The organism is Methylocaldum sp. GT1BB, from assembly GCF_051027545.1.
Lineage (GTDB): Bacteria > Pseudomonadota > Gammaproteobacteria > Methylococcales > Methylococcaceae > Methylocaldum.
On the sequence record NZ_CP194902.1, the window covers coordinates 3,635,682 to 3,661,929 of the forward strand.

Genomic DNA, 26,248 nt, shown 5'->3' on the forward strand with positions numbered 1-26,248 from the left:
AGCTTCAGGACGTCCTGTTTCGGAAAATCAGCGGCCTGCTTTCGGCATCATTCGATTTCCGGCAGCGTCAGCCCCAGCACGGCTTCCGTTTGCCGAAGGCGATAAGCCTTGAGTTTGGCGGCCAAGTCCGAATCGTGAACGGCTAGCAGCGCCACCGCGAACAGACCGGCATTCACCGCGCCCGGTTCGCCGATGGCGAAGGTCGCGACCGGTATGCCCTTGGGCATCTGGACGATGGAGTACAGGGAGTCCTTGCCTTTCATGTATGTCGTCGGCACCGGAACGCCCAGCACGGGCAGGTGGGTTTTCGCCGCCATCATGCCGGGCAGATGCGCCGCGCCTCCAGCCCCGGCGATGATGCATTTGAGTCCGCGATCGGCCGCCGTTTCGGCGTATTGAAACAACAAATCCGGCGTCCGGTGAGCGGAAACCACCTTCGTTTCGAACGGGACATTGAAATCTTTCAACTGACGGGCGGCATGCTGCATGATCTCCCAGTCGCTATTGCTGCCCATGATGATGCCGACGTGAACCATTGAATATCCGGTCTTTCCAATCAAAAAAGCGATTTTATCCCGATTCCTCGCCACGCGCTAAGACGAAGGCACGCATATCGGGCTTCCTTCCTCTGGAAAAATAAACCTTGAGCACAAAAACCACAATCGATCCCGCCGAGGCGGCGCATTTCGACCGGCTGGCCCATGCCTGGTGGGACCCCGACGGCCCATTCTGGCCCTTGCATCGCCTCAATCGGCTTCGAGCCGGTTACATCTCCGAGCGTTTGAGCGCACGCTTCGGTCGCAGCGCGAATCGAGCTGTGCCGCTTCAGGGGATTCGTCTCTTGGACATCGGCTGCGGCGGAGGGTTGCTGAGCGAAGCGATGGCGCGGCTCGGCGCGGAGGTGCACGGCGTCGACATGGTGGAAAAGAATATCCGCATCGCGCAGCAGCATGCAGAAGCGAGCGGTCTGGCGATCCGGTACACCTGCGGCACCGCGGAAGGTTTGGCCGAACAGGGCGAATCGTACGATGCCGTCTTGAATCTCGAAGTCGTCGAGCACGTGGCCGATTTGCCGCTCTTCATGAGCGCCTGCGGCCGATTGGTCCGGCCCGGAGGGCTGATGGTCATCGGCACGCTCAACCGGACGGCCGCATCCTTTCTTACCGCGATCGTCGGCGCCGAATACGTGCTGCGCTGGCTCCCCAAGGGAACCCATCATTGGCGGAAGTTTCCGAAACCGGACGAATTGGAAGGCATGCTTCTCGAAAGCGGCATGCGTGTTTTCGATCGCACCGGCGTCAAGATCGATCCCTTTACTCGGAAATTCAGGCTAAGTCCCGGAATGAGCGTCAACTACATGCTGGTCGCCGAAAAATCCGGCTGATCGGCGGCGTTGCAAAGAGTTCCGCAGCCCAATCCGGATGGGTTGCCAGAGGCAAAATAAGTTGACCTCTCCCGGCAATTACTTTAAGAAGGTGCGGGGGTCGTTACGCCGGGCCAGAAAATTTTGTCAATTATCGAGACATAGATTGTGAATTTCTCATTGTCGCACGCAAGTTAGCTATTTCCGTCCCACCAGGAACGGGACTTCTGGCGCCCTGTTTTCGCCCTCTTGAACAAAAACAACGTTCGTAATTGTTGCGCTCGATAGCGCTAGGAGGAGTACGTTTTATGCGAATTGGGGTTCCCAAAGAAATACACGCCGGAGAGAAGCGTGTTGCAACCGTGCCGGAGGTGGCCGAAAAACTCATGAAACTCGGTTTCTCGGTGACCGTGGAAACCGGGGCCGGCGACAGCGCCAACTTTTCCGACGATGCCTACCGCGAAGTCGGCTGCGACATCGCCGATGATGCTAAATCCTTATGGGCCGGCTCGGACATCGTGCTCAAGGTGCGTGGTCCTCAAGTCCATCCCGAACTGGCCGTGGATGAAGTCGACTATTTGCGCGAGGGCGGCAATCTCATCAGCTTTATCTGGCCGGCCCAGAACCCCGATCTCATGGAACGGCTCGCGGCCAAGAAAGCCACTGTGCTGGCGATGGACAGCGTGCCCCGCATTTCCCGCGCGCAGAAGCTGGACGCCTTGAGTTCCATGGCGAATATCGCCGGCTACCGCGCAGTGATCGAGGCGGCCCAGCATTTCGGGCGGTTCTTCACGGGACAGGTGACCGCCGCCGGCAAAGTGCCGCCGGCGAAAGTATTCGTCATCGGCTGCGGCGTCGCCGGGTTGGCCGCCCTCGGCGCGGCGAACGGTCTCGGCGCCATCGTCCGGGCAACGGATACCCGCCCGGAAGTCAAAGACCAAGTCAAATCCATGGGCGCAGAGTTCGTGGAAGTCAACTATCAGGAGGAGGGCACCGGCGTCGGCGGCTATGCCAAAGTGATGAGCGAGGGCTACCAAAAGGCCCAAAAGGAAATGATCGCCCGCCAGTGCATGGACGTGGACATCGTCATCACGACCGCGCTGATTCCGGGCAAGCCCGCGCCCACACTGATCACCGCGGGAATGGTGGAATCCATGAAACCCGGCAGCGTCATCGTCGACCTGGCGGCCGAGCAGGGCGGCAACTGCGAGCTGACGGTCCCGGGCGAAGTCGTCGTCCGACACGGCGTCACCATCATCGGCTATGCCGATCTGCCCAGCCGGCTTGCCCGTCAGTCCAGCACGCTGTACGCCACCAACCTTCTGAGACTGATGGAAGAGCTGTGCCCGAACAAGGACGGCACGATCGACGTCAACATGGAGGACGAGGTCATACGCGGAACCACGGTGATCAAGGAGGGGGAAATTACCTGGCCGCCGCCACCGCCGAAAATCACCGCAGCCCCGGCAGGCGCCACCCCGGCACCGCCGGTCGAAATCAAGAAGGCGGAAAAGAAGCCGCTGCTGCCCGCCTGGGCGCAAACCGGCATCACGCTGGGCGTGGCGGGTCTCCTGTTCTACGGCCTCGGTTCTGTGGCTCCGGCGGCGTTCATGTCCCACTTCACCGTTTTCGTGCTGGCCTGTTTCGTGGGCTACATGGTGATCTGGAACGTCACCCCGGCTCTGCACACTCCGCTCATGAGCGTCACCAACGCCATTTCGAGCATCATCGCCATCGGCGCCTTGATCCAGATTTCCTCGCCCGGTGTGTTGATCACCATCTTGGCGGGGCTCGCCATCGTTCTGACCTCGGTCAACATGGCCGGCGGTTTCTGGGTCACCCAGCGCATGCTGCGCATGTTCAGAAGATAAGCGGAGAGAATAACAATGTCAGAAGGATTAGTTACCGTTTCCTATATCGGCTCGACGATACTGTTTATCTTGAGCCTCGGGGGGCTTTCCCATCCTGAATCCGCGCGGCGCGGCAATTTCTACGGCATCCTCGGCATGGCCATCGCCATCCTCGCAACCGTGTTCGGGCCGAAGGTGACCAGCTATGTTCCGATCATCGTCGCCATGGCTATCGGCGGCAGCGTCGGGGTCTACGCCGCGATCAAGGTCAAGATGACCGAAATGCCGGAACTCGTCGCGCTGATGCACAGCCTGGTGGGGTTGGCTGCGGTGCTGGTGGGTTATGCGAACTTCATCGATCCGACCGCTGCCTTTACCGGGGTGGAGAGAACCATTCATGAGGTGGAAATCTATCTCGGCGTTCTGATCGGCGCCGTGACCTTTTCCGGTTCGGTCATCGCATTCGGTAAGCTGTCGGGCAAGATCGACGGCAAACCCATGCTGCTTCCGGCCCGGCACTGGCTCAATCTGGGCCTTTTGATTCTAGCCATCATCTTGGGGGCCGGCTTCGTCAACGCGCAGTCCACTGCGGGCGGGTTCGTTCCGTTGCTGCTGATGACGGCCGTTGCGCTAGCTTTCGGCGTGCACATGGTCATGGCGATCGGCGGCGCCGATATGCCGGTGGTGGTGTCCATGCTCAACAGCTACTCGGGATGGGCGGCTTCGGCCACCGGCTTCATGCTGTCCAACGATCTGCTGATCGTGACCGGCGCTCTGGTGGGTTCTTCCGGTGCGATCCTGTCCTACATCATGTGCCGTGCCATGAACCGCCATTTCCTCTCGGTCATCGCCGGCGGGTTCGGTACCGGTACCGGCGTAGCGCCGGCGGCTGGGGCGGGGCCACAAGGCGAGGTGCAGCCGATCACACCGGAAGAAACGGCCGAACTCCTGCGCAACGCCAGCCGCGCCATTCTGGTGCCGGGCTACGGCATGGCGGTGGCTCAGGCCCAGCATACGGTGTACGAGATCACCAGGCTGCTGCGTGAAAAAGGCGTCGACGTGCGTTTCGCCATCCACCCGGTGGCGGGCCGTATGCCGGGCCATATGAACGTGCTTTTGGCCGAGGCTAAGGTTCCTTACGACATCGTGCTGGAAATGGACGAAATCAACGAGGACTTCCCGGAGACCGACGTCGCCATGGTCATCGGTGCCAACGACATCGTGAACCCGGCGGCGCAGGAAGACCCCAACAGCCCCATCGCCGGCATGCCGGTTCTGGAGGTCTGGAAGGCGAAAACCTCGATCGTCATGAAGCGCTCGATGGCGTCCGGCTATGCCGGCGTCGACAATCCGCTGTTCTACAAGGAGAACAATCGGATGCTGTTCGGCGACGCCAAGAAGATGCTGGACGAGGTGCTGAAGCACTTGCAGGGGTAGAAATACCGGTTTGCGTAGAATGGATTTCCCATGCGGCGCATTACGCTAAAGCTAATGCGCCCTACGCGAGCTCAAGCACTTGCAAGGATAAATGTAAATGACCGTAGGATGTGGCGACGTAGGAGCCGCATCTGTCGCGATCGATGCGGTTCGAATACTCACCGCATCCTACGGCCTTAAATTCCCAGCTTTCTTAGAAACTGATCCCCGCCTGCAGCCACCATTTTTGAGTGTCGACGTTGCCGGCAAACGCTCTCGGGTTGGACGAGTTGTAGTCGGCGAACTTGAAGAGCAGGGAATAATGCTTGCCGAATTTCTTTTCCACCTGTACGTCGAACTCCTCGCCATAGCGGATGCTGCCGGTATCGTCCCGGAAATCGTGGTAGACGAACCATAAATCCAAGCCGTACAGGCTGGTCTTGAACGTGCCGTACACGTCCCGGATGCCGTCGGGCGGCGTCACCAGGAATTTGTCCGCCCAGCCCTGAAAGGCGTGCAGCGTCGCGAGCGGCGTACGGAAGCCCTGGCCGTTGTCCGAGCCCAGTTCCTCGAAGGACCCTTTAAAGACGAAGCCCCACAGATCGACCCCGCCTTCCGCCAGCCAATAATCGACCTTGAAGTCCTTCGGGTTTTCCGCATAGTCCTCCTGCCAGGCGTATTCGGCCGTGTAGAGGGCCTTGATTTTGTCGGTGATGGGCGTCGCGCCGTCAAAGCGAACGCCTACCGTCTGGGTGGAATTGGTGAGGGTATTGAAGGTTCGCGTCGGAAAGCTTTCGTTTTGATTGTCGTAATCCAGCCATTCACCGTGGACGATGAGTTTGCCCCAAGGGAGACCGGTGTAGGCAATGTTGAAGATCGGCGAATTCATGCCGATGGTGCGGGAGGTGACGTCCTGCACTTTCCAAATATAACCGGCGGTGATCGTGGTGTCGGGCAGGCTGGCGTTGGTGATGGCCACGGCGTCATAAGTCTGTTCCAGCTGCCGCCAGATGACGTTGCCGATGAAACGATGGTTGTCGAAGATGATGCGTTGACGGCCGACTTTTAGGTTGGTCTGAGGTAAACCGCTGTAATTCAGCCATAACTGGTTGACCTCGTTCTTCTGGGGATCGGCGATGACGGGATGTCGAGTCTTGTTGTTCCAGGTACTGTTGTACTCGTTGCTGAAGAGATCCTGGTTGCCTTCGTATTCGGCGAAGGCCTTGAGCCCGTGAAATTCCGGAGTCAAATAGCCGATGCGCGCCCGGATCATATCGGCCTTGGCGATTTCGGGCAGATTGGCCTGATCCACGTATTCGAACCGATACCGGATATCGATGTTGATCTTGCCGCCGCCGACGTTCAACGCCTTTTCGATACTCTCGTTAATACCCTCCGCAAAAACCGGGCTGGCCGTGCCGAGCCCCAGCATCAGAAGCCGCGCTAAGCTGCCGCTACTCAGCGGCTGCCTGATAATCCCCATGACTGTACCCCCATTCTGTTGTGATCCGATAAGCAATAAAAAAGGCGTCGCCCGCAGTTGAAGAGCTGCGGGAGGACGCCTTTGTCCGGAAGTCGAGCGCCGCCGTCAGCGCGCGACTCTAGCTTTCATAGGACTAACAGGAAGCGTGCCAAGCTCGTTTAACGCGCTAAACAGCTCTGAAACAGCAGCTGGCGGCGCAGTGCGGAGGCGCCGGGCGGGTGGGCTGGTGCATCGGGTGCGACAAAAGAGTGCGCGATGCGCGAAAGGCGGGCGGAATTCGCCCCGAAGTCAGTCCGTCAGCCCTTCCAGAGTAAGCAGGGTCCTGGCTACGTCCGCGATGCGCATGTTGCGGCTCATGGCCGCTTTGCGCAGCAACTGATACGCTTCGTCCTCGCTCATTCCTTTTCGCTGCATCAAAATGCCCTTGGCCTTGTCCACCACTTTCCGGTCGGCTAGCTGGGTTTTGGTTTCGTGCAGTTCGCGCTTGAGCGCCTCGAATTCGCGAAAACGGGCCATGGCCACCTCGACGATGGGCATGATGCGTTCCTGACTGAGGCCGTCCACCACATAGGCGCTTACCCCGGCCTGCACGGCCTGGCGGATGTAATCGCCGTCGCGCTTGTTCGAGAACAGGATGATCGGCCTCGGCTGGTCGCGGCTAATCTCCCGCATTTGCTCCAAGGTGTCGCGGCCCGGCGCCTCCAGATCCATGATCACCATGTCCGGCTGGCATTCCTTGAGTTCTCGAAGCAGGTTGTGGCCGTGCTTGATCCGGGCGACGACCTGATGTCCGGCATCGTGCAGCGCTTGCTCCAATATGGCGCTGCGTGCCGAATCCTGATCGACCAGCATGATTCTGAGGCTCATGGATTGACCTTGGCCAGTTCGTCCAGTGAAACCTGCCGATTGTGCAGCTCGAAGCGCTCCAGATAATCCACCGGACGGAGCGCATCGAAGGTGCCGCCATCCAGGAACTGATCCGTACCCAGGATCATCGGCTCGGTGGCTTCCCGAAGCGTCCACGGTTCGCCGTGCTGCCCCTCGGTCTTGTAGTCCGCGGTGGGGAAGGGCAGGCCCAGAGCCTGGGCGGCTTCGCGGTAAAGATCGGGCCGATAGACCTCTTCGGCAAGCTTTCGCATGTCTACGGGATCGCGGAGTTGTCCCCAACGGTACATCTGAGTGATGAACCAGACGGCATGGGAGCGCCAGGGAAACGTCGCGGCATAACGGAAGAACACGTTGAAGTCGGGAAGCGGCGCGGGCGCGGCGTCGACCTGGTAGCGAAACGAGCCGACCATGGACATTTTCACCACGTCAGCCGGCGCGTTGACGTATTCCTCCCGAGCCAGAATATCGGCCACTTCGATACGGTTTTCCGGTTGATCAATCCATTGCGCCGCTTCCAGAAGCGCCATCAGCAAGGCACGGTGAGTATTGGGATGCCGCTCGGCCCACTCCCGGTTCACGCCCAGCACTTTTTCCGGCTTGTTGTTCCAGATTTCGTAATCGGTGATCAGCGTGCGTCCGACGCCGGTGGCCACGGCCTGCGCGTTCCACGGTTCTCCGACGCAGTAACCGTCTATTTCTCCGCTGCTCAGGTACTTCACCATGTGCGGCGGCGGGATCACGACCAGGCGCACGTCGCGGTCCGGATCGATGCCGCCGGCGGCCAGCCAGTAGCGCAGCATGTAGTTATGGGGGGAGAACGGAAATACCGTTGCGAAGCACAAGGGCTCGCTTCCTGAGTTCTTGCCGGTATCGATGACTTTCTTCAGTGCACGGACGCTCATGGACCGCTCGGCTGCCGCCGCCGGATCGAGTTCGGCCATGCGCCGGTACAAGTCCAGGGAAACGGTAATGGCGTTGCCGTTGAGATCCAGGGACAGAGCGGCGATGGTCGGTTTTTTCAGTTCCCCGAGACCGAGCGTCGTGGCGATGGGCATGGGTGCCAGCATATGACCGCCGTCCAGCAAGCCGGCGAATACCTTGTCGCGGATATTGGCCCAGGACACCTCTCGGGAAAGTCTCGCTTCCAGCCCGTGTTTTCGAAAAAAACCTTTTTCGTAGGCGATGACGAGCGGTGCGCAGTCCGTCAGCGGGATGAAACCCAAGTCGATCTGGGTTTTCTCGAGTCCTTCGCCGCCTGCCGCATGAACGCCAGGGCGCAGCCATTGGGGAACCGAGGTCATGAGTTAAGGGTCTCCTTGTCCAAAATTCTCCAGGATGGATTGGATTGTGAAGCGTCAAGAGCGTATCGGCTCCGATAGCAGTTACGACGCGAGTAGCCTGCCACGACGTTATGGTTTCAGCAATGATCGTGCCATACGGTCCAGTGCTTGGCCGTAGCCCAGACAGTCGGCAAGGGATTGCCGACCTACGTCATTCCGTTCGGCATTCGAGTGAACATTCATCGTAGGATGGGTAGAGCGAAGCGAAACCCATCGATGGTGGGTTAGCCCCTAGTCTCCGCTCGGGACAGGCCCTTCGACAGGCTCCGCGTAACCCACCGATTCGAGGTCGCTCGGTGGGTTACGGCCTCCGGCCTAACCCACCCTACAAACATGAATTCTTTATTAAAAGCGATTTTGAATTAGGCCGAGATAAGCGATGCCTTAAATAGGAACATAGGCCGTTGAAGTGCACAAATACGAGGCAATGCTAGACGCCTTGTGCCGCCGCAGCGGCGCTGGTGTTTTTACCCCTGCAATAAGGACTTGAGCTCGGGAATACAGGAACCGCAATTGGTTCCCGCTTTGAGTGCTGCACCAATTTGTTCCGTTGTCGACAGATTTTGCTTCTGAATGGCGCGTTTCAAGGTATTGATGCCGACCCCGAAACAGGAGCAGACGATACGCCCCTGATCATCCTCGGCCGAAGCCGGTTTTCCGGCCAAAAGGCTCATGCGTGCCCGATCGGGCACTTCATCCAGTGCGAATAGACCGGCCAGCCAACTGCGCGGCGGCAGCTCGAAGCTCCGGTCTATGAAGGCGCAAAACTGCAAACGTCCGCCGAGGAGGCGTGCGCAGCGGTACCGGCCCGAGTGGATGTCGGCGAACTCCAGCCATTCTTCCCTGCCGGGCACCGGCTCGGCGGACGCGGATTCGCGCGAACCCGAGGGATGGGTGAACAAGCCGCGCATCCAGACAGGCCAGTCCGAAGGTGACTCGGAATGTGCCAGCTCGTAAAGCCAATGGCCGTCTCCCCGTATCGTGACGCGGTACTCGACCTCGATAGCGTCAAGCGGTTCGCGCGACAGCAAGAAGCCGTGCCACGCCGGCCGATAGGGCGCGATCCGGAGCGGCGTATGCTTGGATTCGGGTTCGCCGGACATCGGATCGGTTGCCGGGTTGACCAAGGCATTGATCAAGCCTTTGCTGGCATAGGGTCCGCTCCAGTGCATGGGCACGAACACCGATCCTGGCTGCTGGTCTTTACTGACGCGGGCGCGGACCAGGGCTTGGCCGAACCGGCTCTCGAGGCGAACCAGGGTTCCGTCCTGAATGGCGAATCGGGCCGCATCGTGGGGGTTCAGCTCGGCGTAAGGCTCGGGAACATGGTTGGTCAAGCGGGCGGTTTTTCCCGTGCGGGTCATGGTGTGCCATTGATCGCGGACGCGCCCGGTATTGAGCACCAGCGGATAGGCCGCGTCGGGCGGGTTGGCCGGCGCTTTGGGGACCACCGGCACCATTCCGGCGCGGCGGCCGAAGTTTGAAAGCCCGCCTGCGTCGAACAGGCGAGACGCGCCGTTCGGATGATGCCCATTTACCGGCCACTGGATCGGCTTCAAGGCTTCATAGCCGGCGCGATCGAGTTCCGCGAGACCGGAAATGTCGAACACCCGTTTGCCGTCGTTCCGAAGGCCGGACAAATGGGCGTGCTCCAGGAAAATTTCCCAAGCTGACCCGTAGCGAAAACCTTCCTCGTATCCCATACGCTGGGCAACCCGGCTGACGATCCACCAATCCGGCTTGGCTTCGCCCGGCGCTGCCAGAAATGCCCGCTGGCGCGAAATGCGACGCTCCGAGTTGGTGACGGTGCCGTCCTTCTCACCCCAGGCCAGCGCGGGCAGGTTCACATGTGCGTAGGCGCCCAAGTCGGTGCCCGACTCGCATTCGGAAACCACCACGAATTCGCAGCGGCGGAGCGCGTCCCGCACCGCGTTCGCGTCCGGCAGGCTCACGGCCGGATTGGTGGCCATGATCCAGACTGCCTTGATGCGTCCCTCGGCGATCGCCTGAAACAACTCCACGGCCTTGAGTCCGGACTTATCCGGCATGCGCGGCGCATTCCAGTACTCCTGCACGAGAGCCCGGTGTTCGGGATTCTCGATGTCGAGATGCGCCGCGAGCTGATTGGCGAGTCCGCCGACCTCCCGCCCGCCCATGGCGTTGGGCTGGCCGGTCAGGGAGAAGGGGCCCATGCCCGGTTTGCCGATCCGCCCGGTGGCAAGATGAACGTTGATGATGCTGTTGACCTTGTCGGTGCCGCTGGACGACTGGTTGACCCCTTGCGACCAGGCGGTGACGACTTTTTCGGTGCGGGCGAACCATTGGTAAAAGCTCGCGAGGTCCTCTTCGGGAATACCGCAGATCCTGGCAATAGCGGGCAGGGAGGGAGCCGTTTTGCGCGCGTTCTCGAACGCTTCGGCATAGCGACCGAGATGATTTTCCAGGAAGGCGAAATCGATCCTGTCATCCTGGCGCAGATAATTCAGGAGTCCGTTGAACAGAACCACGTCGGTACCCGGCCGTATCGGGAGATGCAGATCGGCGGACTGACTCGTCGCCGTGCGGCGCGGATCGATGTTGACGATCTTCAGGCGGGGATTTTCCCGTTTGGCCGCAACCAGACGCTGAAACAGCACCGGATGGCACCAGGCCGCGTTGGAACCGACCAGCACGACGAGATCGGCCAGTTCCAGGTCCTCGTAACAGCCGGGCACGACATCCTCGCCGAAGGCCCGTTTCTGGGCCGCGACCGTGGACGACATGCAGAGGCGGGAATTGGTATCGATATTTCCAGAGCCGATGAAACCCTTCATCAGCTTGTTCGCGACGTAATAGTCCTCGGTCAAGAGCTGACCGGAGACGTAGAACGCCACCGAGTCGGGACCGTGGATATCGATGATCCGTCGAAACGTGTCGGCGACGGTGCCTAGCGCTTCGTCCCAACTCACCCGCCGGCCCCTGATCTCGGGATAAAGCAGCCGAGTTTCCAGCGACAGGGTTTCTCCGAGCGACGAGCCCTTGGAGCAAAGCCGCCCGAAATTGGACGGATGTTCCGGATCGCCCTTGATGTCCGCCGACTCGGGACCGCGCGGCTTGGCCAGCACGCCGCAGCCGACGCCACAGTAGGGACAGGTGGTGGCGATGGGCGCATCGTCCGCTGTTAAGGACGGATCTGAGAGCGGTGCAGAACTCACGTTTCTCTTCCTCTTAATAACGAAGTGTGGCTGGGATAAGGGCAAACGTTCACGGAATTCCGGCTATTCCGGCCTGTCGAGCTGCAACCACAACCTTTCGTTTTCCAGCCTTACCGGAAAGCATGCCGTTCGGCCCTCGTCCGGCGGAGCGGCATCGCCGGACGCCAGGTCGATCACCCAGTTGTGCAACGGACAGGCCACCCGCTTTCCGCATACGATGCCTTGGGAGAGCGGCCCACCTTTGTGCGGACAGAGGTCGCGAACCGCGAAAATTTCGTCGTTCAGGGTGCGGAAGATGGCGACATTGCCGGCCGGCGTGGCGACGACGCGAGCGCCTTGGCGGGGAATGTCCTCGATTCGGCCGATTTCGATCCAGTCGCTCATGACATTCATCCTACTTTCCTCAAGGGTTCGAAGTGTTGCCGCTCGGATTCCTTGGCGAGAACCGCCCATGGATCGATCTGGGCGCTTTTCTGCGATTCGAGAAACCGCTCGTACAAGGCGCGTCGGCTTTCCGGATTCGAGACGATGCGCTCCTGGACATAAGCGAGACCGACGCGTTCGATCCAGTGCGCGGTCCGCTCCAGGTAGCGGGCTTCTTCCCGGTATAGCTGCATATAGGCGCCGCAGTATTCCTTCACTTCCTCTTCCGTATCGACCTTGCACAGAAAATCGGTGGCGCGGACCTTCACGCCGCCGTTGCCGCCGACGTGAAGTTCCCAGCCTGAATCCACCGCCACCACGCCGAAGTCCTTGATCGTGGCCTCGGCGCAGTTGCGCGGGCAGCCCGATACCGCCATCTTGACCTTGGCCGGCGTCCACGACCCCCAGGTCATTTTTTCGAGGTCTATGCCCATCTTGGTGGAATCTTGCGTGCCGAACCGGCACCATTCCTTGCCGACGCAGGTTTTGACCGTGCGCAGCGATTTGCCGTAGGCATGGCCGGAGACGAGGCCGTGCTTGCCGAGTTCCGCCCAAACCGCCGGAAGCTGTTGTTTCGGGACGCCCAGAAGATCGATACGCTGGCCGCCGGTGATCTTGACCGTCGGAATCTCGAACTTTTCGGCCACGTCGGCGATGGCGCGCAGCTCCCGAGGATTGGTGACGCCGCCCCAAATCCGCGGCACCACTGAATAGGTGCCGTCCTTCTGGATATTGGCGTGGGCCCGCTCGTTGATGAAGCGCGACTGCGGATCGTCCAGGTATTCGTTGGGCCACTGGCAGAGCAGGTAATAATTGAGCGCGGGACGGCAGGAATGGCAGCCGTCGACGGTTTTCCAATCGAGGAATCGCATCACTTCGGGAATCGTCTTGAGATTTTCCGCGCGAATGGCCTCTCGCACTTCTTCATGGGTATGGTCGGTGCATTTGCATAGCGGCTTTTTGGCCGGGCTGACCGAGTAATCGCTGCCCAGGGTGCTTTGCAGGATCTGCTCCACCAAACCGGTGCACGAGCCGCAGGAAGCCGATGCCTTGGTATGGGTGCGCACGTCATCCAGAGTGAATAGCTTTTTCTGAACGATGGCGTCGACGATGGTCTTCTTGCAGACGCCGTTGCAGCCGCAGACCTCCGCCGTGTCCGGCATGAGCGCTGCGCGGTTGTCCGCCCCGTGGCCGGCATCGCCCAAATGCGCCTGTCCGAACAGGATGTTTTCCCGGAAAGCGGAGATATCGGTGCCGTCCCGCATCAACTGGAAGTACCAGGCGCCGTCGCCGGTATCGCCATAAAGCACCGCGCCCTTGATGCGGTTGGATTCGACCACCAGCTTCTTGTAGATGCCTCGGGCGGGATCTTGAAACAACAATTCTTCGTAGCCGTTTCCGCCCTGAAACTCGCCGGCGGAGAAAAGATCGATGCCGGTCACTTTCAGCTTGGTGGACGTCACCGAGCCCTCGTAGCGCGCGATGCCGTATTCCGCCAGGTGATTCGCGCAGACCTTGGCCTGCTCGAAAAGCGGGGCCACCAGGCCGAAAAGCTGCTTCCGGTGTTGCACGCATTCGCCTACGGCATAAATGCGGGGATCGAAGGTTTGCAGGGTGTCGTTGACCAGGATGCCTCGCTCGCAATGGATGCCGGCGCTCTTGGCGAGATCGACGTTGGGGCGGATGCCCACTGCCATGACCACCAGATCGGCCGGGGTTTCCGAGCCGTCCTTGAAGCGTACGCCGGTGACGCGGTCGTGGCCGAGGATAGCTTCGGTCTGCGCTTCCATTCGGAAATCGAGGCCGCTGTCCTCGAGCGCCCGTTTCAAAAGGTCCGCGGCAGGTTTGTCCAGTTGCCTTTCCATCAGGGTATCGAGGAGATGCACGACAGTAACCGCCATCCCCCGCTTTTTCAGCCCATTGGCCGCTTCAAGCCCCAAGAGGCCGCCGCCGATGACGATCGCATGCCGGTACTTCTGCGAAGCCTCCAGCATCAGTTCCACGTCGCGGATGTCGCGAAAACCGATTACGCCCGGCAAATCCCTGCCTGGGACCGGCAGCATGAAAGGCATGGAGCCGGTGGCGAGCAGCAGGCGGTCGTAGCCGGCCTCCAGCCCGTCTTCGGTCCGAACCAGCCGCCGCCGGCGGTCGATCGCGACGATCTTCCGCCCCTTGTGCAGCGTGATGCCGTTCGACGCGTACCAGTCGTCATCGTTCAAGATGATGTCGTTCAGCGTCTTTTCGCCGGCCAGGACCGGGGACAGGAGGATACGGTTGTAATTGCAGTGCGGTTCGGCACCGAACACGGTGACGTCGTATGCGTCGGGAGCGATTTTCAGCAGCTCCTCGACTGTGCGTATGCCGGCCATGCCGTTGCCGATTACGATGAGTTTCTGTTTTTTCATGGCTTACCTACCTCCGGGATGAATCCCATTCGTCAAATCAACTTTCGTAGGATGCGGGGACGTGAGATGAACCTCGTCATTCCGGCACGGATTGCTCGCCCCTTCCCAGGGGGCTCGTCCTTCAGACCAGCCTGCGGCTGTCCAAAACCGTTCCCGACGGTTTTGTGCCGGAATCCAGACGCCAAGGATGGCATCGGCCCGGATCACAATCCCTGTGCTCTGGATGCCGGCATTCCAATCGCAAACGGTCATCCGGGGAGCGCCCGGATGACCCTTCCAATCGCAAACGGTCATCCAGGGAGCGCCCGGATGACCCTTCCCTGCCGGCATGACGGCTTTATTTACTGCATTGATAAACACCTAAACCCTCCCGTAGGCCTGAAACAGGCACGCCATCAGCAATCCGAACAGGAGCAGCGCGGTCAGTTGCCAGAACAGAACCGGATTGCGCTGGTACAGGGGAAGGGGACGGGCGGAGACGCGCTTGCCGCCGCCCTTGGATAATCCGGATTCCAGCTCGAAGGCCAGCTCGATGGCGTCGGCATAGCGTTCGCCGGGGTCGATCGCGACCGCGCGCGCCAAGGCGGCGTCGAGCCAGACCGGCAAATCCGGACGGCGGCTGGTCAGGGGCTTGGGTTTTCCGAACCGGGGCGTGCTGAAGGGCTCGATCTCGCCGTAGGGATAGGCGCCTCCGGAGAACACGCGGTAGAGCGTTACCCCCAGCGCGAAGATGTCGCTGGCGACGCTGCCCCGCTCGCCGTGAAACAGTTCCGGCGCCATGTAGCTGGCGGTGCCCGGCATCGGATCGGCCTGGTCCTCGTCCCAGGCCGGCAACCGGGCGATTCCGAGATCCAGCAGTTTCAGGCCGCCGTCGTCCGGAAGCAGGATGTTGTCGGGCTTGATGTCGCGGTGCACGATCTGCTGGCGGTGCAGTGCGTGCACCGCCTTGCACAGTTTGAGAGCGAGGTCGATGCCCGGCTCCAGGCCGATGCGTGCGTTTCGCCGCAGGTGCCGTTCGAGCGTGGCGCCGCGATAATACGGCATGACCGAGTAGAGACGGCTTTGCCGCTCCGGCGGCTGTTCCAGAATTTCGGCCACCCACGGACTCTTCACCCGCCCGCCGATCCATGCTTCCCGGACAAAGGCATCGTGATATTGCCGCTCGCTGGCTACCCGCGGATGAGGGAACTTGATGACCACCGGGTTGCCGTTGCGCCGGTCGACCGCGCGGAACAGCGCGCTGTAGCGCCCGGAAGACAGCAGTTCTTCCAGTTGAAAATCATCCACCGTATCGCCGGGACGGGGTAGTTCCAGGATCGGCAAGGACTCGATGATTTCCCGCAGCGATTGCCGGTCGGCCCGGGGCAGGGCGATGACATCCACCACCAGCGCGGTGACGTTGTCGGTGCTGCCTCGCTCCAGCGCCGATTCGACCAGAGCGTCCGCACTGCTTTGGGGCGCGGCCCTTTCCAGCAGGATGCGCGCGATCTCGGCTTGTTTAAGTCCGCCGTGTAGGCCGTCGCTGCACAGCAGGAAACGGTCGTGGATTTCGAGCGTGTGCACGGCGTAGTCGGTCCGGAGCAGGGGCTCCAGGCCCACGGCCCGGTACAGGATATGGTCCAGCTCGGGGCCGTTCAAAGTGTGATCCTCCGTCAGCAGCTCCAGCCGCTCGCCGCGCAGGCGGTAGATGCGCGAGTCGCCGACGTGTATCAGATGTGCGCGGCGGCCGCGAAGAATCAAGGCACTGAAGGTGGTAGCCATGTGGGCGAGATTCGGGTCACGCTTGCCCATCGCGTGTATCCAGCGATTGGCGGCATCCAGGCTTCGATCCAGCAACTGCTCCACCGCCAAGGTTTCGGCCAGGCTGTAATAGGCTTCCATGAAGCTGTGCATGCACAACTCCGCGGCTACCCGCCCTCCCTTGGCCCCGCCCATGCCGTCCGCCACCGCCGCGACGACGCCGCGACAGGCCAGTTCCTGCTGCGACGGTTGAGCGATACCGGCGTAGTCCTGGTTGTCTTCGCGCCGCCCTTGGCGGGAAGCGAAGGCGGCGCTCAAGGCGAGTTGTCCGTTCGCAGTCACTGACGCACCCCGGTGTGTTCCCTTATCCCCATTCCGCCATGCTCAGACCCGCGCACCGGATACCGCGCCCCAGGTCGTGCGCCAGCGTTTCTTGACCATGATCAGGCCGACGAGCCCCAGGAGCGGCAGCCCCGCGAACACGCTGAAACCCAGCGCGAAGCCGTGTTGCACATTCCAGGACCAGCCCAGGGTCTTGGCCAGGAAGAATCCGCCCACACCTCCGGCGCAGCCGACGAGTCCGGTAATCACGCCGATTTCCCTGCGGAAACGCAGCGGCACCAACTGGAATACCGCTCCGTTGCCCATCCCCAGGGCCAGCGTGCCGACGAAAAAAATGCCGACGGCAGACCATGCGAGCGCCGGCAGTTCGAACAGACCCCAGCCGGCCACTTTCGCGTCGCTCGCCGATTGCGGCGCCGGCCCCTCCGGCAAGAACGAAATCGCGAGATAGCTCAGGGAAACGATTACGAACAGAACTTGCAGGGCACGGATGCCGCCTACCCGATCGGCCAAAAGCCCTCCCACCGGCCGGAACATCGAGCCGGCGAATACCACGAGCGCGACCATCATGCCCGCGGCTATTCCGGAGACGTGATACCAGTTGGTGAAATAAAGAGGCAGGGCATTGCCGAGCCCCACGAAGCCCCCAAAGGTAATGGAATAAAAGAACATGAACCACCAGGTGTCGGGGTCCTTCATGACCGCGGCGTAGTTGGCCAGGGTGACCGGCGTGCGTTTGTCGGGGGCATCCTTGACGAGAACGGCGTAGATGACGAGCACCAGCACCAGAGGAATGAGCAGGAAACCGAACACCGCCTGCCAGCCGAAACGTTCCGCCAGCCAAGGGACGATCATGGAATCCAGGACTACCCCCATATTGCCGGCTCCCGCGATACCCATCACCACGCCCTGGTATTGGGGCGGATACCAGCGGCTGGCCTGGGGCAAGGCCACGGCGAAGCTGGCTCCGGCTATACCTAAGAGCAATCCCAGCAACTCCACTTCCAGCTTGGAATGCAGGCCGAACACGAATACATAGGTGAGCCCGAGGATCACCAGCAATTGGGCCAGAACGCCAGTCAGCTTGGGTCCCAGATGGTCGGCCATCGAACCCAGAACGATGCGGAATATTGCGCCGGACAGGATGGGAATCGCGACAATGGTGAACTTCTCCCCCACCGGTAGCCCCAGATCCTTGGTGATGTACAGGGACAAAGGCCCGAGCATCACCCAGACCATGAAGGAGACGTCGAAATAAAGAAAGGCGGACAACAGGGTTGGCCAGTGGCCGGCACGCTTGAATTCTTTGAAGTCCATCGACAAATCTTCTCGAAAAATCCTAGAGCCGCTCTCCGGTGAATCCGGAGCAAAAAAAAAGCGCCCGGCGAACATCGATGCACGATGATCGCAAGACGCCTTTGCCATGTTCCTGAACGCCACCGTTGGCGCAGGTACATTCTATTGATTGATGTAAGCAGCTCGCGTGCCAAACAGCGCGAAAGCACGTCGGCCCAGCATTTCGGCGGTCGGCTGGGCTGTGCAGAATGCCTTCCCGCAGCTATTTGCACCATTGTTGCGCCTACGGTGCACCGAGTTGAAGCGCAGGTACGGATCGCGGGCGCTTAACGGTGGTAAGACGGCACCCGTATTCCGGTGAGTCTATATAAAGTAACGGATAGAGCAGGTGGAGCCGGTTGGATGCCGAACCGGGACTGGCCGGGCATAAACCGCATCGTTCGCGAGTGATGCGGTTTTTTCGTCAGTTTAAGACGTGGATTAGCTGGGTTTTCGCTATCGCTGCAACCCAGCCTACGGTCCCGTCGGGCGCAACGCTGAAATTGCTGGAAGGCCCGGAACAGCGCGACTTGAAGGTTTCGGTGGTGTTTCCGCGTCCGGCACCACCGAGGTACGGCCGGGGTGAACCGGCCGTTCAATCGACGCCGCGGGACACGGCAAGGGTTTGCCAGCGGTGCCTCGCGAATACGACGACGGCGAGCGTCACCCCCAGTGTTTCGAAGGATTCCTCCGCCAGAAGTACGACCTGCCCCGGCGTGGAGTTAAACCATGCTTCTCCCAGGCGTGCTGCGCCGTTCGCCTCGACGATCTCGAAGCCCAGCGCGCCTGTCGCGAATACGAGCCCGGCCAATACCAGTTGCCACAGGGCGCGGGGGCCGACCGCTCGACGTGCCGCGACAAGAAACCAGGCGCTCATGACCAGCAGCAACGGCAGGAAAACCAGTGGCCAGAAATACGTCCTGACCGGGCCGACGCTCAGGGTGTTCTCGCCGTCGCCGATCAGTGTGCTGCCTTTCAGCAAGACGCCGACCGCCTCGTGGAACGAAAGCAACTCATCGAACCCGAGGTAGGTACATACCAGCGCGGACGCGAACCAGAAAATCGCGCGGTCGAGGCGGTAGCACTGGAACGAAAGCCACGCGGCAAACCAGAGCTGTAAGCTTGCAAAAATGGCCGGAATTCGGAACTCGCCGCCCATCCAGAACGCGGCACGCAGCCATCTGAGCTGGTCCGCTCCCTTGTCTCGGGTAAGCCAAAACCCGAGACCGAGCAGGAGCTGAACCAGGACCAGGGCGGTACCCAATGCACGCGCTCGCTGAGTTGGGGTTGCGCCCTCGTACCAGGCCGGAAGGTTCGGCGAGAAGAGGTTCAAGGCAAGTGCAGTTCCGGCAAGCAACCAGGCCAGCGCTTCGAATGTCCAGAAATAGAAGCGCTGAGGCCATGCCGCCACCAGCATAATCGTCCCGGCCTCCCGCTGGGGCAACAGGCTCGGCAGTTGCAGCAGGTGAAGAACCACGCCGGCGGTTATCGACAACAGGAACATGAGCTGCAACCTGTGGTGCGGATATTCGATACGAGTACTCATCTTGCGGATGGCGGGCACGATTTCCGGACAACGAATGGGTGTTTCTTATATCCCGGGGAGGAACGAGTTGCAACCTTCCCCGGAGACGGGCAGGTTTGCCTTATTTAACTTGCGGAATGGCAAGATCACTGGAGATGGAAAAACGCGTAGGGCTCGGGACGCAGCCCGCTCGCTTCGGCCTGGTGGTCGGCTCGTCATCCTCGATATCAAGGACCCGTCTCGCTGACGGATCAAGCCGTCTGGAGCATCCTCTATGAACGCCATCAGCAGAAACCGCGGGAAACGATGGAAAAGCACTTTAAGTACATTCATGAAACTTTTGCGGCATAGGAACCGATAATCGAGAGCACCTGCTGTGGAGAGCGGTTGTGACGGTCGAAGAACTCGCGGGCGGCTTGGAGCAAGGCGGCTACCGTCTCGAAGAGTTCGCAATGGGTCACTTCGCGGCGGAAATGGCGCCACAGCATCTCGATCGGGTTGAGCCAAGGGCTATAGGTCGGCAAGTACAGCAGGACCAGTCGCCCGGCGGCTCCGCGCACGACCGCTTCGATCTCGTCGTCTTGATGCGTGTCGGCATTGTCCCACGCGACGTAAATCGTCCCCGTGGGATGCTGGTCCACTATGGCTTGCAGCAGTTCGGCCACCTCCCGACGGCGCTTGTGTCGTTTGAATAAGACCACGGTTTCACCGGTATGGTAATTCACCGCTCCCAACCCATAGCGCTTCTTAGGCTGACCTGGGGTCGGAATCATAATTTGCTGGCCTACCGGGCTCCACAACGCCGTCAAGGTAGGCAGCCAACTGAGGTTAAACTCGTCGGCGTAGTAAAACACATCGCCCGGTTTCAAGTGATCACGGGTGTCTTCGACCGCTTTTTTTTCACCGCATAGTCTGGATCAGGGCTGCTGATCTTATGCTGCGGACGACTGAGCACAATCCCTTCGCGCTTCAAGGTTTGGCGCAGGGTTTCCAGAGCGATGCGAATCCCGGTTTGCTCGGCCAGGTAATCCACCAGCCGTTGCAGGGTCCATATGGAAAACGGCAGGTCCAAACTGCGCGGACGGCGCCGTACCGCCGCCACCAGGGCGGCCCGATACGCCGCCGTCACTTTGGCTTGCCGTCCCGCTCGCGGCGCATCTTTCAGCCCGTCCACGCCTTCGCTCTGATACCGTTTCAGCCACCGCACCACGGTGTCCTCGCTCTCCCGCACGATCCCCGCGATCTCCAGCGCTTTGAGACCCCGCTCGGCCGAGAGCAAGACCATCTGGGCACGAGTTCGGAGCCGTGGGTCCTTGGTCTTTCGATACAGGGTGTCTAACTCACTCTGTTGCGCTTTGCCCAACGGGGGGATCAGGATGGCTTTCATGCCACCAGTGTACGCCCTTTCCGCAGAACTTTATGGGATGTACTTAAGCGCGGGTTGTTAGCCGAATGGAGAAAAGCAATACGGCGTAACCTACTCACTTTGAATACCTAATAAACAGACGGAGCGCTACGGAGAATGGATAGCTTTACGATAAGGAAAAGTATTTTTATCGAAGCAAGGCCGGAGACGATATTCGATGCGCTCACGCGGTATGATGAAATCGTCAAATACTTTCCCCTCAAAAAGGTAACGTCCGATTGCAAAGCGGGTGGCGAGATATTGTTTGACGGCGAGATTAAAGGAAAAGAAATACACCGAGCATCGCCCGTGACGCTTTGTTGCAGGGCGAAGTCGCGGACATAGGAGGTCGGCATGGCAGCCGCAAATGTCAACGGTGTGCGGCTTTTCTATGAACTCCAAGGCAGCGGGGAGGCTCCCCTCGCATTGGTTCACGGCTCATGGGATTCTCATCACGACTGGGACCTGCTCGTTCCCCGTTTGGTCGACTCTTTTCGAGTTCTCACCTACGATCGCCGTGGCCACAGCGAGAGTACGTGTCCACCGGGACAAGGCAGTGTGCGCGAGGACGTGGCCGACCTTGCTGCGTTGATACAGGACCTGGGACTCGCGCCGGCATGGGTAGCGGGAAACTCGTTCGGCGCATCGATTGCGCTCCGGCTGGCCGGTGAGCGGCACGACCTCCTTCGCGGCCTCATCATTCACGAGCGGCCCCTCTTCGCGCTGCTCGCCGACGACTCCGCCGTTGCGCCGATGCTGGAGCAGGTTCGGCAACGAGTTGGGGGCGTGGTCGAACGGATCGCCTCGGGCGATCATGCCGGCGCCGCCGAACAGTTCGTCGAGACTGTTGTGCTCGGCCCGGGGTCCTGGGCTCAACTGCCGCCGGAGTACAAGAAGATCATGATGGATAATGCTCCGACCTTCCTCGACGAGGCGAAAGATCCCGAACAGCTGGTTTTCGAGCTGGAGTGGATCAAGGAGTTTACGCGTCCGGCTCTCCTCACGCTGGGCGACCAGAGCCCACCCATCTTCGGACCAGTAGTCGGCAAGCTTGCAGAGGCGATGCCTCGCGCGGAGGTCCTGAAATTTCCGGGAGCAGGGCACATCCCGCACGCCACCCACCCGGACGTGTACGCTAAGGCTATTATCGAGTTCGTCCGTATGCACTCGTGATCGTCCAACGGCGGAAGTTACCGTTGCACTGCGTCTAAGCAACGTGTTCTTCGCAGACCGGGAGCCGATTTTCCTTCCATGACAGGAATTTTTGAAAATCAAGGGGAAGCGCGAACAGCGGCGTTCATAGCTTCCTCGGACAAAGGCGTCCTTGGCCGGTTTCGTACGGAACCGGCATGGGCGCTTTTTTTTTCGGCTTCGGAAGAGAAATGTCGGCACTACCCGAATACAAATTCGACCGTGAGGATTCGGCTGCACCCACCGCACCGTGGTGCTCGGCGGCTTGCTGCTGGGTATCGAGGCGGCCCGCGCCATGCACCGTTCCAACATCGGGGCGTTCCTGGCCGAGCATCGCGACTGCGTGATGCCACGCCAGCTCCATATCGCCGCCCAGACTGTGTCTGATTGGGGCTCAACCTCCGCCAACGATTTGGAGCGGGGCGAGCCGGCGCCGGAGTTCGAATTCGACCGGGCGGTGAGCTAGTAGCGGCTCTCACTCGAGCCCGCTCTTTCGCCCGATCCGCCGGTTGCCGACTCGTCTCATAGAGCCCGGCAAAGCAATCCTTTACCGATTTACCAGGATTTGTAAGGCAAAAATTTACCGTTCATGGTGATGACGACGCGATCGCCGGCTGGGTTTTCTTCTTTGCCGACCGTCATGCTGAAATCTATCGCGCTCATGATACCGTCTCCGAATTTTTCATGAATGATTTCTTTCAAGGTTTCTCCGTAAACGCCGACGATTTCATAAAGCCGATAAATAAGCGGGTCTTGGGGTATTTCGAAGGGCCATTGTTTGTGAGGAAACATTTCCAAGGCGGCTCGAACTTCAATAGGCAGCTCCAAAATGGCGCAGAGCTTTTCGGCAATGTCGTGTTTCATGCTGTTCATGCCAAGACAAGCCGAGGCCAGCCAAACCTCATTGACGCCAATCTGTTCGGCAATGGCTGTCCAAGTGAGTTGTTTTTTTACTTTTGCAGTAATAATGCGGTCCGTCATTTGTTCTTTGGTCAGCAGAGAATCGGCTTTGCAAGATGACGGTGTCTGTGTCGATTTTGTTTTCATTTTAGATACCCCTATTTGTTAACTTAAACAATAAGGCAACAACAGTAATTGCCAGAATGAAGGAAACGCTTTTCCAGAAAACTACTGGATTACGTTCGATGAGCGGTGGACGGGTCTTATTCAGAAACGCTTGGTTCGGGTGGCGTAGATCATAGATAAACTCGGATAATTCCCCATAACGCTGATACGGGTTCGGATGTACTGCCTTCCTGAGCACATCATCGATCCAGGCAGGGATTTCCCGATCGTCATCGAGTACAGAGTGATAGGCTAATTTCTTTTGTGCGGCTCTGGTTCTGGCCTTGGAGACTTCGGCGCCATAAGGCAGTTTACCCGACAGCATTTGATAAGCTATAACGCCCAGCGAAAACATATCGGAATATGTTGTCCCGCTTTCGCCAAGAAAATATTCCGGCGCGGTATATTGGGCAGTACCTAGCAGATGACTTCGCTCGATTGCCGTTGTGATCTCCGTCAGGCCGGCAACTTTCGTCGAACCGAAATCGATGATCTTCACCGTGCCGGTACGGTCGATCATGATATTGTCCGGTCTCAGGTCCTGATGCAGCATTTCCAGCCTGTGAAAAGCGCGTAATCCTTTGGCAATTTGTTCAACGATGCCGCGCACGGTTTCCAGGTCCGGTCTCGGATTGTCGATCATCCACTGCGTTAATGTCTGACCGTCAATGAATTCGGTGACGATATAGAGATAGTTGCGTTTCCGCGTCTGTGCGCAAGGCTTCAGTACATACGCACTATTGATGCGCCGAGCGATCCATTCTTCCATCAAGAATCTTTCCAAATAAGCCGGGTCGCCCCGAAGATCGATCGATGGCGTTTTGATGATGACCGGTGTGCCGGTTTCGTTATCAACCGCCAGATAAACATGGCTGCGACTGCTGGCATGCACCTCCCGGACGATCTTGTAGCCATCAAAAACCATTCTGGCTTCCAAAATCGGGGGGAACGGCAGTTCGGTTAACTGCTGATAGAGTTCATCCGGATTCTGCTTAGGCAAGTTTTCGATTTTAACGACCTGAGCCGTGAGATTATCCGGACTGCCTTGTTGGTATGCTGCGTCCACGATCGCTTTCGCAGCGGTATCGAGATCGTCTTCATGCTCTCTGATGGCATTGATGATGAACCGAGGACTGGCATATTCATAAACGCCGTCTGTCGCGAATAAGAAAATGTCGCCTTCTTCCACTGGCAATGCTCGATAATCAATTTCGAGCTGAGGATTAACGCCTAAAGCCCGACCAAGATAGCTTTTATCCTGCGATACCCAAAATCGATGATCGTTGGTCAATTGCTCCAAGGCATCATCATGCAATCTATAGATGCGCGTATCGCCCACGTGAAAAATATGTGCGGTGGTTGACTTGATCACCATGCCGCTAAAGGTGCACACATAACCTCTGTCTTTATCGTAACGATACTGGCTTTGCTGTGTCTGTGAATGTAACCAGGAGTTGGTCGCGATCAAAACCCGCTGTGCTGACTTCCTGACAGACCAAGCGTCCGAAGTGCAGAAATAATCCTCGAGAAAACTCCTAACAGCGGCTTCGCTGGCAATCTGGCTCACATCGCTGCTGCTGATCCCGTCGGCCAGCGCAATCGCAATTCCTTTCGAGCTCAACTGGGGCTCTTTCGGTATGCAAACACCGTGAAAATCCTGATTGGTTTCCTTACGGCCTTTGTCGGAGTATTGTCCTACGGAGATTCTTAATTGACTGGACATTTTTGTTTTTATAGATCCGACCTGGTAAAGCTTTTAAGCCGCCCGCCTTGAGCTTGTCGAAAGACTACAAAGCTTCGGCAAGCCCAGCACAAACGGCCTAATACTTCATGGGGACCGGATCAAGAACGAGATTGAGGGAGCTTCAACCGTGTAGACAGCTGAAGCTCTTTCATCTTATTGCATATTATTTGGAGCCGATCCCAGTAGGCTGGTCGCACGTCAGGCGATGATGCTGCAGGCCAAGTAGAGCATGGCAAGATCGTTATCGCCCGTTGTTCCCAATGGATCAAATTACGGCTGAACAGATTATTAATCAGGCCCGTAAATACCCTCCTGGTATTTCGGGCCGCCGCCCAGGCCCGGTACACGCCCGGCCTGCGCTCACGCGGCTTGTCGCCGCGCCGGGGCATCCCTGCCCCGGATTAACCCGGCCTATATTTATAGGCCGGGTTAATAAGCCGGCTATGGGCGCGCCTCCCGACCCACCGTTCCGCTCCCACAACTCATCCGGAATTCCCGCCAGCCATCATCCTTTATTACCAGCCTCACTGATTCCTCTTCACCAACTTTTTGGCATGAGAGGTCACTCGTCAGGCTGCTCTTCCCACCGAGACACGCTCCTTACTGACCCGTTTTGGCGCCGTTCTTACATGTGTGGAATACAAAGTCAGTCCGGTGAACGCGAGCCCGCCAACCAGATTTCCCACAACGGTCGGAATCTCATTCCAGATAAGGTAATCCATGATCGAAAACTTTCCGCCCATGATCAGACCTGACGGAAACAAAAACATATTGACGATCGAATGCTCGAAGGTCATTGCAAAGAAGAGCATGATCGGCATCCACATGGCGATCACCTTACCGCTTACCGACGTGGAAATCATCGCGCCGACAACGCCGGTAGAGACCATCCAGTTGCAAAGCATGCCTCTGATAAAGAGCGTCAGCATGCCTGCCGCTCCATACTTTGCATAACCTAGCGTACGCGCTTCCCCGATACCGGCAATTTTTTGACCTACTTCATTGGGTTCTGTCGAGAAACCGAAGGTGAAAACGATCGACATCATCACCGCCACGGTAAACGCCCCCATGAAATTGCCGATAAAGACCAACGCCCAGTTCCTTAAGATACCGCCAATTGTCACCCCCGGGCGTTTATCGAGCCATGCAAGCGGCGTCAAAACAAATACCCCGGTCAGTAGATCGAAGCCCAACAAATACAGCATGGAAAAACCGACGGGGAACAACATGGCGCCAATGAGCGGAGAGCCCGTCTGTACGGTCATCGCAACCGCAAACACCGCTGCCAATGCCAGGATGGCGCCGGCCATATACGCTCTGATCACCGTATCCCTGGTTGACATGAATACTTTCGATTCACCTGCATCCACCATCTTGGTGACAAATTCTGACGGGACTAAATAAGACATAATTTTCTCCTTTAGCTCGATTATTGGTATCGGTCATGCGATGAAGAACCAGTGAGGCAAAAAAAAGCGCCATAACCCTAAAGGGGTTAAAGCGCCGTTGCTTAATAAACCTCAGCTCGATATAAGCGGA

General features: G+C 59.0%; 21 protein-coding genes. 6 read left to right on the top strand and 15 right to left on the bottom strand.

All coding sequences use genetic code 11. The features are described 5' to 3' along the window. Positions 1–47 precede the first annotated feature (47 nt). Entirely contained in the window at positions 48–536 is a 489-nt protein-coding gene (purE, locus tag ACR2TX_RS17550; protein ID WP_077729553.1) for a 5-(carboxyamino)imidazole ribonucleotide mutase, read from the bottom strand. A 107-nt stretch (positions 537–643) separates the two neighbouring features. Between purE and ubiG the strand changes: the two genes are divergently transcribed. From ubiG to pntB, 3 genes are all read left to right on the top strand, one after another. Then, positions 644–1,384, top strand: coding sequence for a bifunctional 2-polyprenyl-6-hydroxyphenol methylase/3-demethylubiquinol 3-O-methyltransferase UbiG (gene ubiG, locus ACR2TX_RS17555; protein ID WP_156881211.1), 741 nt, complete (start codon positions 644–646; stop codon positions 1,382–1,384). 287 nt (positions 1,385–1,671) lie between these two features. Further along, positions 1,672–3,234 (top strand): Re/Si-specific NAD(P)(+) transhydrogenase subunit alpha, encoded by a 1,563-nt coding sequence (locus ACR2TX_RS17560; RefSeq protein WP_434130353.1) that lies wholly within the window; start codon positions 1,672–1,674, stop codon positions 3,232–3,234. 15 nt (positions 3,235–3,249) lie between these two features. Then, the gene (gene pntB / locus ACR2TX_RS17565; protein WP_077729550.1) at positions 3,250–4,650 is read left to right on the top strand and encodes a Re/Si-specific NAD(P)(+) transhydrogenase subunit beta; all 1,401 of its coding nucleotides are present in this window, start codon (positions 3,250–3,252) and stop codon (positions 4,648–4,650) included. A 193-nt stretch (positions 4,651–4,843) separates the two neighbouring features. Here the strand turns inward: pntB and ACR2TX_RS17570 are convergent, their stop codons facing one another. From ACR2TX_RS17570 to ACR2TX_RS17620, 11 genes are all read right to left on the bottom strand, one after another. Next, positions 4,844–6,112: an alginate export family protein gene (locus ACR2TX_RS17570; protein WP_434130356.1), complete on the bottom strand. Its 1,269-nt coding sequence runs from the start codon at positions 6,110–6,112 to the stop codon at positions 4,844–4,846. Positions 6,113–6,400: 288 nt separating this feature from the next. Then, the gene (locus ACR2TX_RS17575; protein WP_086134794.1) at positions 6,401–6,979 is read right to left on the bottom strand and encodes an ANTAR domain-containing response regulator; all 579 of its coding nucleotides are present in this window, start codon (positions 6,977–6,979) and stop codon (positions 6,401–6,403) included. After that, on the bottom strand, positions 6,976–8,301 hold the full coding sequence (locus ACR2TX_RS17580) for a CmpA/NrtA family ABC transporter substrate-binding protein (protein ID WP_434130358.1): 1,326 nt from the start codon (positions 8,299–8,301) through the stop codon (positions 6,976–6,978). Before ACR2TX_RS17580 ends, ACR2TX_RS17575 begins: the two co-directional genes overlap by 4 nt. Before the next feature lie 506 nt (positions 8,302–8,807). Beyond that, positions 8,808–11,534, bottom strand: a complete 2,727-nt coding sequence (locus ACR2TX_RS17585) for a molybdopterin-dependent oxidoreductase (RefSeq protein ID WP_434130360.1) — start codon at positions 11,532–11,534, stop codon at positions 8,808–8,810. 63 nt (positions 11,535–11,597) lie between these two features. Further along, positions 11,598–11,927, bottom strand: a complete 330-nt coding sequence (nirD, locus tag ACR2TX_RS17590) for a nitrite reductase small subunit NirD (protein WP_156881208.1) — start codon at positions 11,925–11,927, stop codon at positions 11,598–11,600. Next, a complete protein-coding gene (nirB, locus tag ACR2TX_RS17595) occupies positions 11,924–14,362 on the bottom strand; it encodes a nitrite reductase large subunit NirB (RefSeq protein WP_434130363.1) in 2,439 nt (812 codons plus the stop codon). Before nirB ends, nirD begins: the two co-directional genes overlap by 4 nt. Positions 14,363–14,722: 360 nt before the next feature. After that, positions 14,723–16,444: a protein kinase domain-containing protein gene (locus ACR2TX_RS17600; protein ID WP_434130365.1), complete on the bottom strand. Its 1,722-nt coding sequence runs from the start codon at positions 16,442–16,444 to the stop codon at positions 14,723–14,725. 42 nt (positions 16,445–16,486) lie between these two features. Beyond that, on the bottom strand, positions 16,487–17,761 hold the full coding sequence (locus ACR2TX_RS17605) for an MFS transporter (protein ID WP_347257764.1): 1,275 nt from the start codon (positions 17,759–17,761) through the stop codon (positions 16,487–16,489). A gap of 613 nt (positions 17,762–18,374) precedes the next feature. Continuing rightward, complete coding sequence (locus ACR2TX_RS17610) at positions 18,375–19,325, bottom strand: hypothetical protein (protein ID WP_434130367.1); 951 nt, start codon at positions 19,323–19,325, stop codon at positions 18,375–18,377. Between the two features lie 308 nt (positions 19,326–19,633). Then, a complete protein-coding gene (locus ACR2TX_RS17615; protein ID WP_434130369.1) occupies positions 19,634–20,173 on the bottom strand; it encodes an IS630 family transposase in 540 nt (179 codons plus the stop codon). Beyond that, positions 20,170–20,691, bottom strand: coding sequence for a helix-turn-helix domain-containing protein (locus tag ACR2TX_RS17620; protein WP_156882070.1), 522 nt, complete (start codon positions 20,689–20,691; stop codon positions 20,170–20,172). Before ACR2TX_RS17620 ends, ACR2TX_RS17615 begins: the two co-directional genes overlap by 4 nt. Before the next feature lie 135 nt (positions 20,692–20,826). Between ACR2TX_RS17620 and ACR2TX_RS17625 the strand changes: the two genes are divergently transcribed. The 3 genes from ACR2TX_RS17625 to ACR2TX_RS17635 all read left to right on the top strand — a co-directional run bounded on the left by ACR2TX_RS17625 (position 20,827) and on the right by ACR2TX_RS17635 (position 22,366). Beyond that, positions 20,827–21,054, top strand: a complete 228-nt coding sequence (locus ACR2TX_RS17625; protein WP_077729541.1) for an SRPBCC domain-containing protein — start codon at positions 20,827–20,829, stop codon at positions 21,052–21,054. A 9-nt stretch (positions 21,055–21,063) separates the two neighbouring features. After that, complete coding sequence (locus ACR2TX_RS17630) at positions 21,064–21,882, top strand: alpha/beta fold hydrolase (protein WP_077729540.1); 819 nt, start codon at positions 21,064–21,066, stop codon at positions 21,880–21,882. 313 nt (positions 21,883–22,195) lie between these two features. Continuing rightward, positions 22,196–22,366, top strand: coding sequence for a hypothetical protein (locus tag ACR2TX_RS17635; protein WP_156881205.1), 171 nt, complete (start codon positions 22,196–22,198; stop codon positions 22,364–22,366). Positions 22,367–22,455: 89 nt separating this feature from the next. Here the strand turns inward: ACR2TX_RS17635 and cynS are convergent, their stop codons facing one another. The 3 genes from cynS to ACR2TX_RS17650 all read right to left on the bottom strand — a co-directional run bounded on the left by cynS (position 22,456) and on the right by ACR2TX_RS17650 (position 26,118). After that, positions 22,456–22,896 carry a cyanase gene (cynS, locus tag ACR2TX_RS17640; protein ID WP_077729639.1) on the bottom strand — a complete coding sequence of 147 codons (441 nt, stop codon included), beginning with the start codon at positions 22,894–22,896 and terminating at the stop codon, positions 22,456–22,458. Between the two features lie 52 nt (positions 22,897–22,948). After that, positions 22,949–24,688, bottom strand: coding sequence for a protein kinase domain-containing protein (locus ACR2TX_RS17645; RefSeq protein ID WP_434130372.1), 1,740 nt, complete (start codon positions 24,686–24,688; stop codon positions 22,949–22,951). 590 nt (positions 24,689–25,278) lie between these two features. Continuing rightward, positions 25,279–26,118 carry a formate/nitrite transporter family protein gene (locus tag ACR2TX_RS17650; protein ID WP_077729537.1) on the bottom strand — a complete coding sequence of 280 codons (840 nt, stop codon included), beginning with the start codon at positions 26,116–26,118 and terminating at the stop codon, positions 25,279–25,281. Positions 26,119–26,248 lie beyond the last annotated feature (130 nt).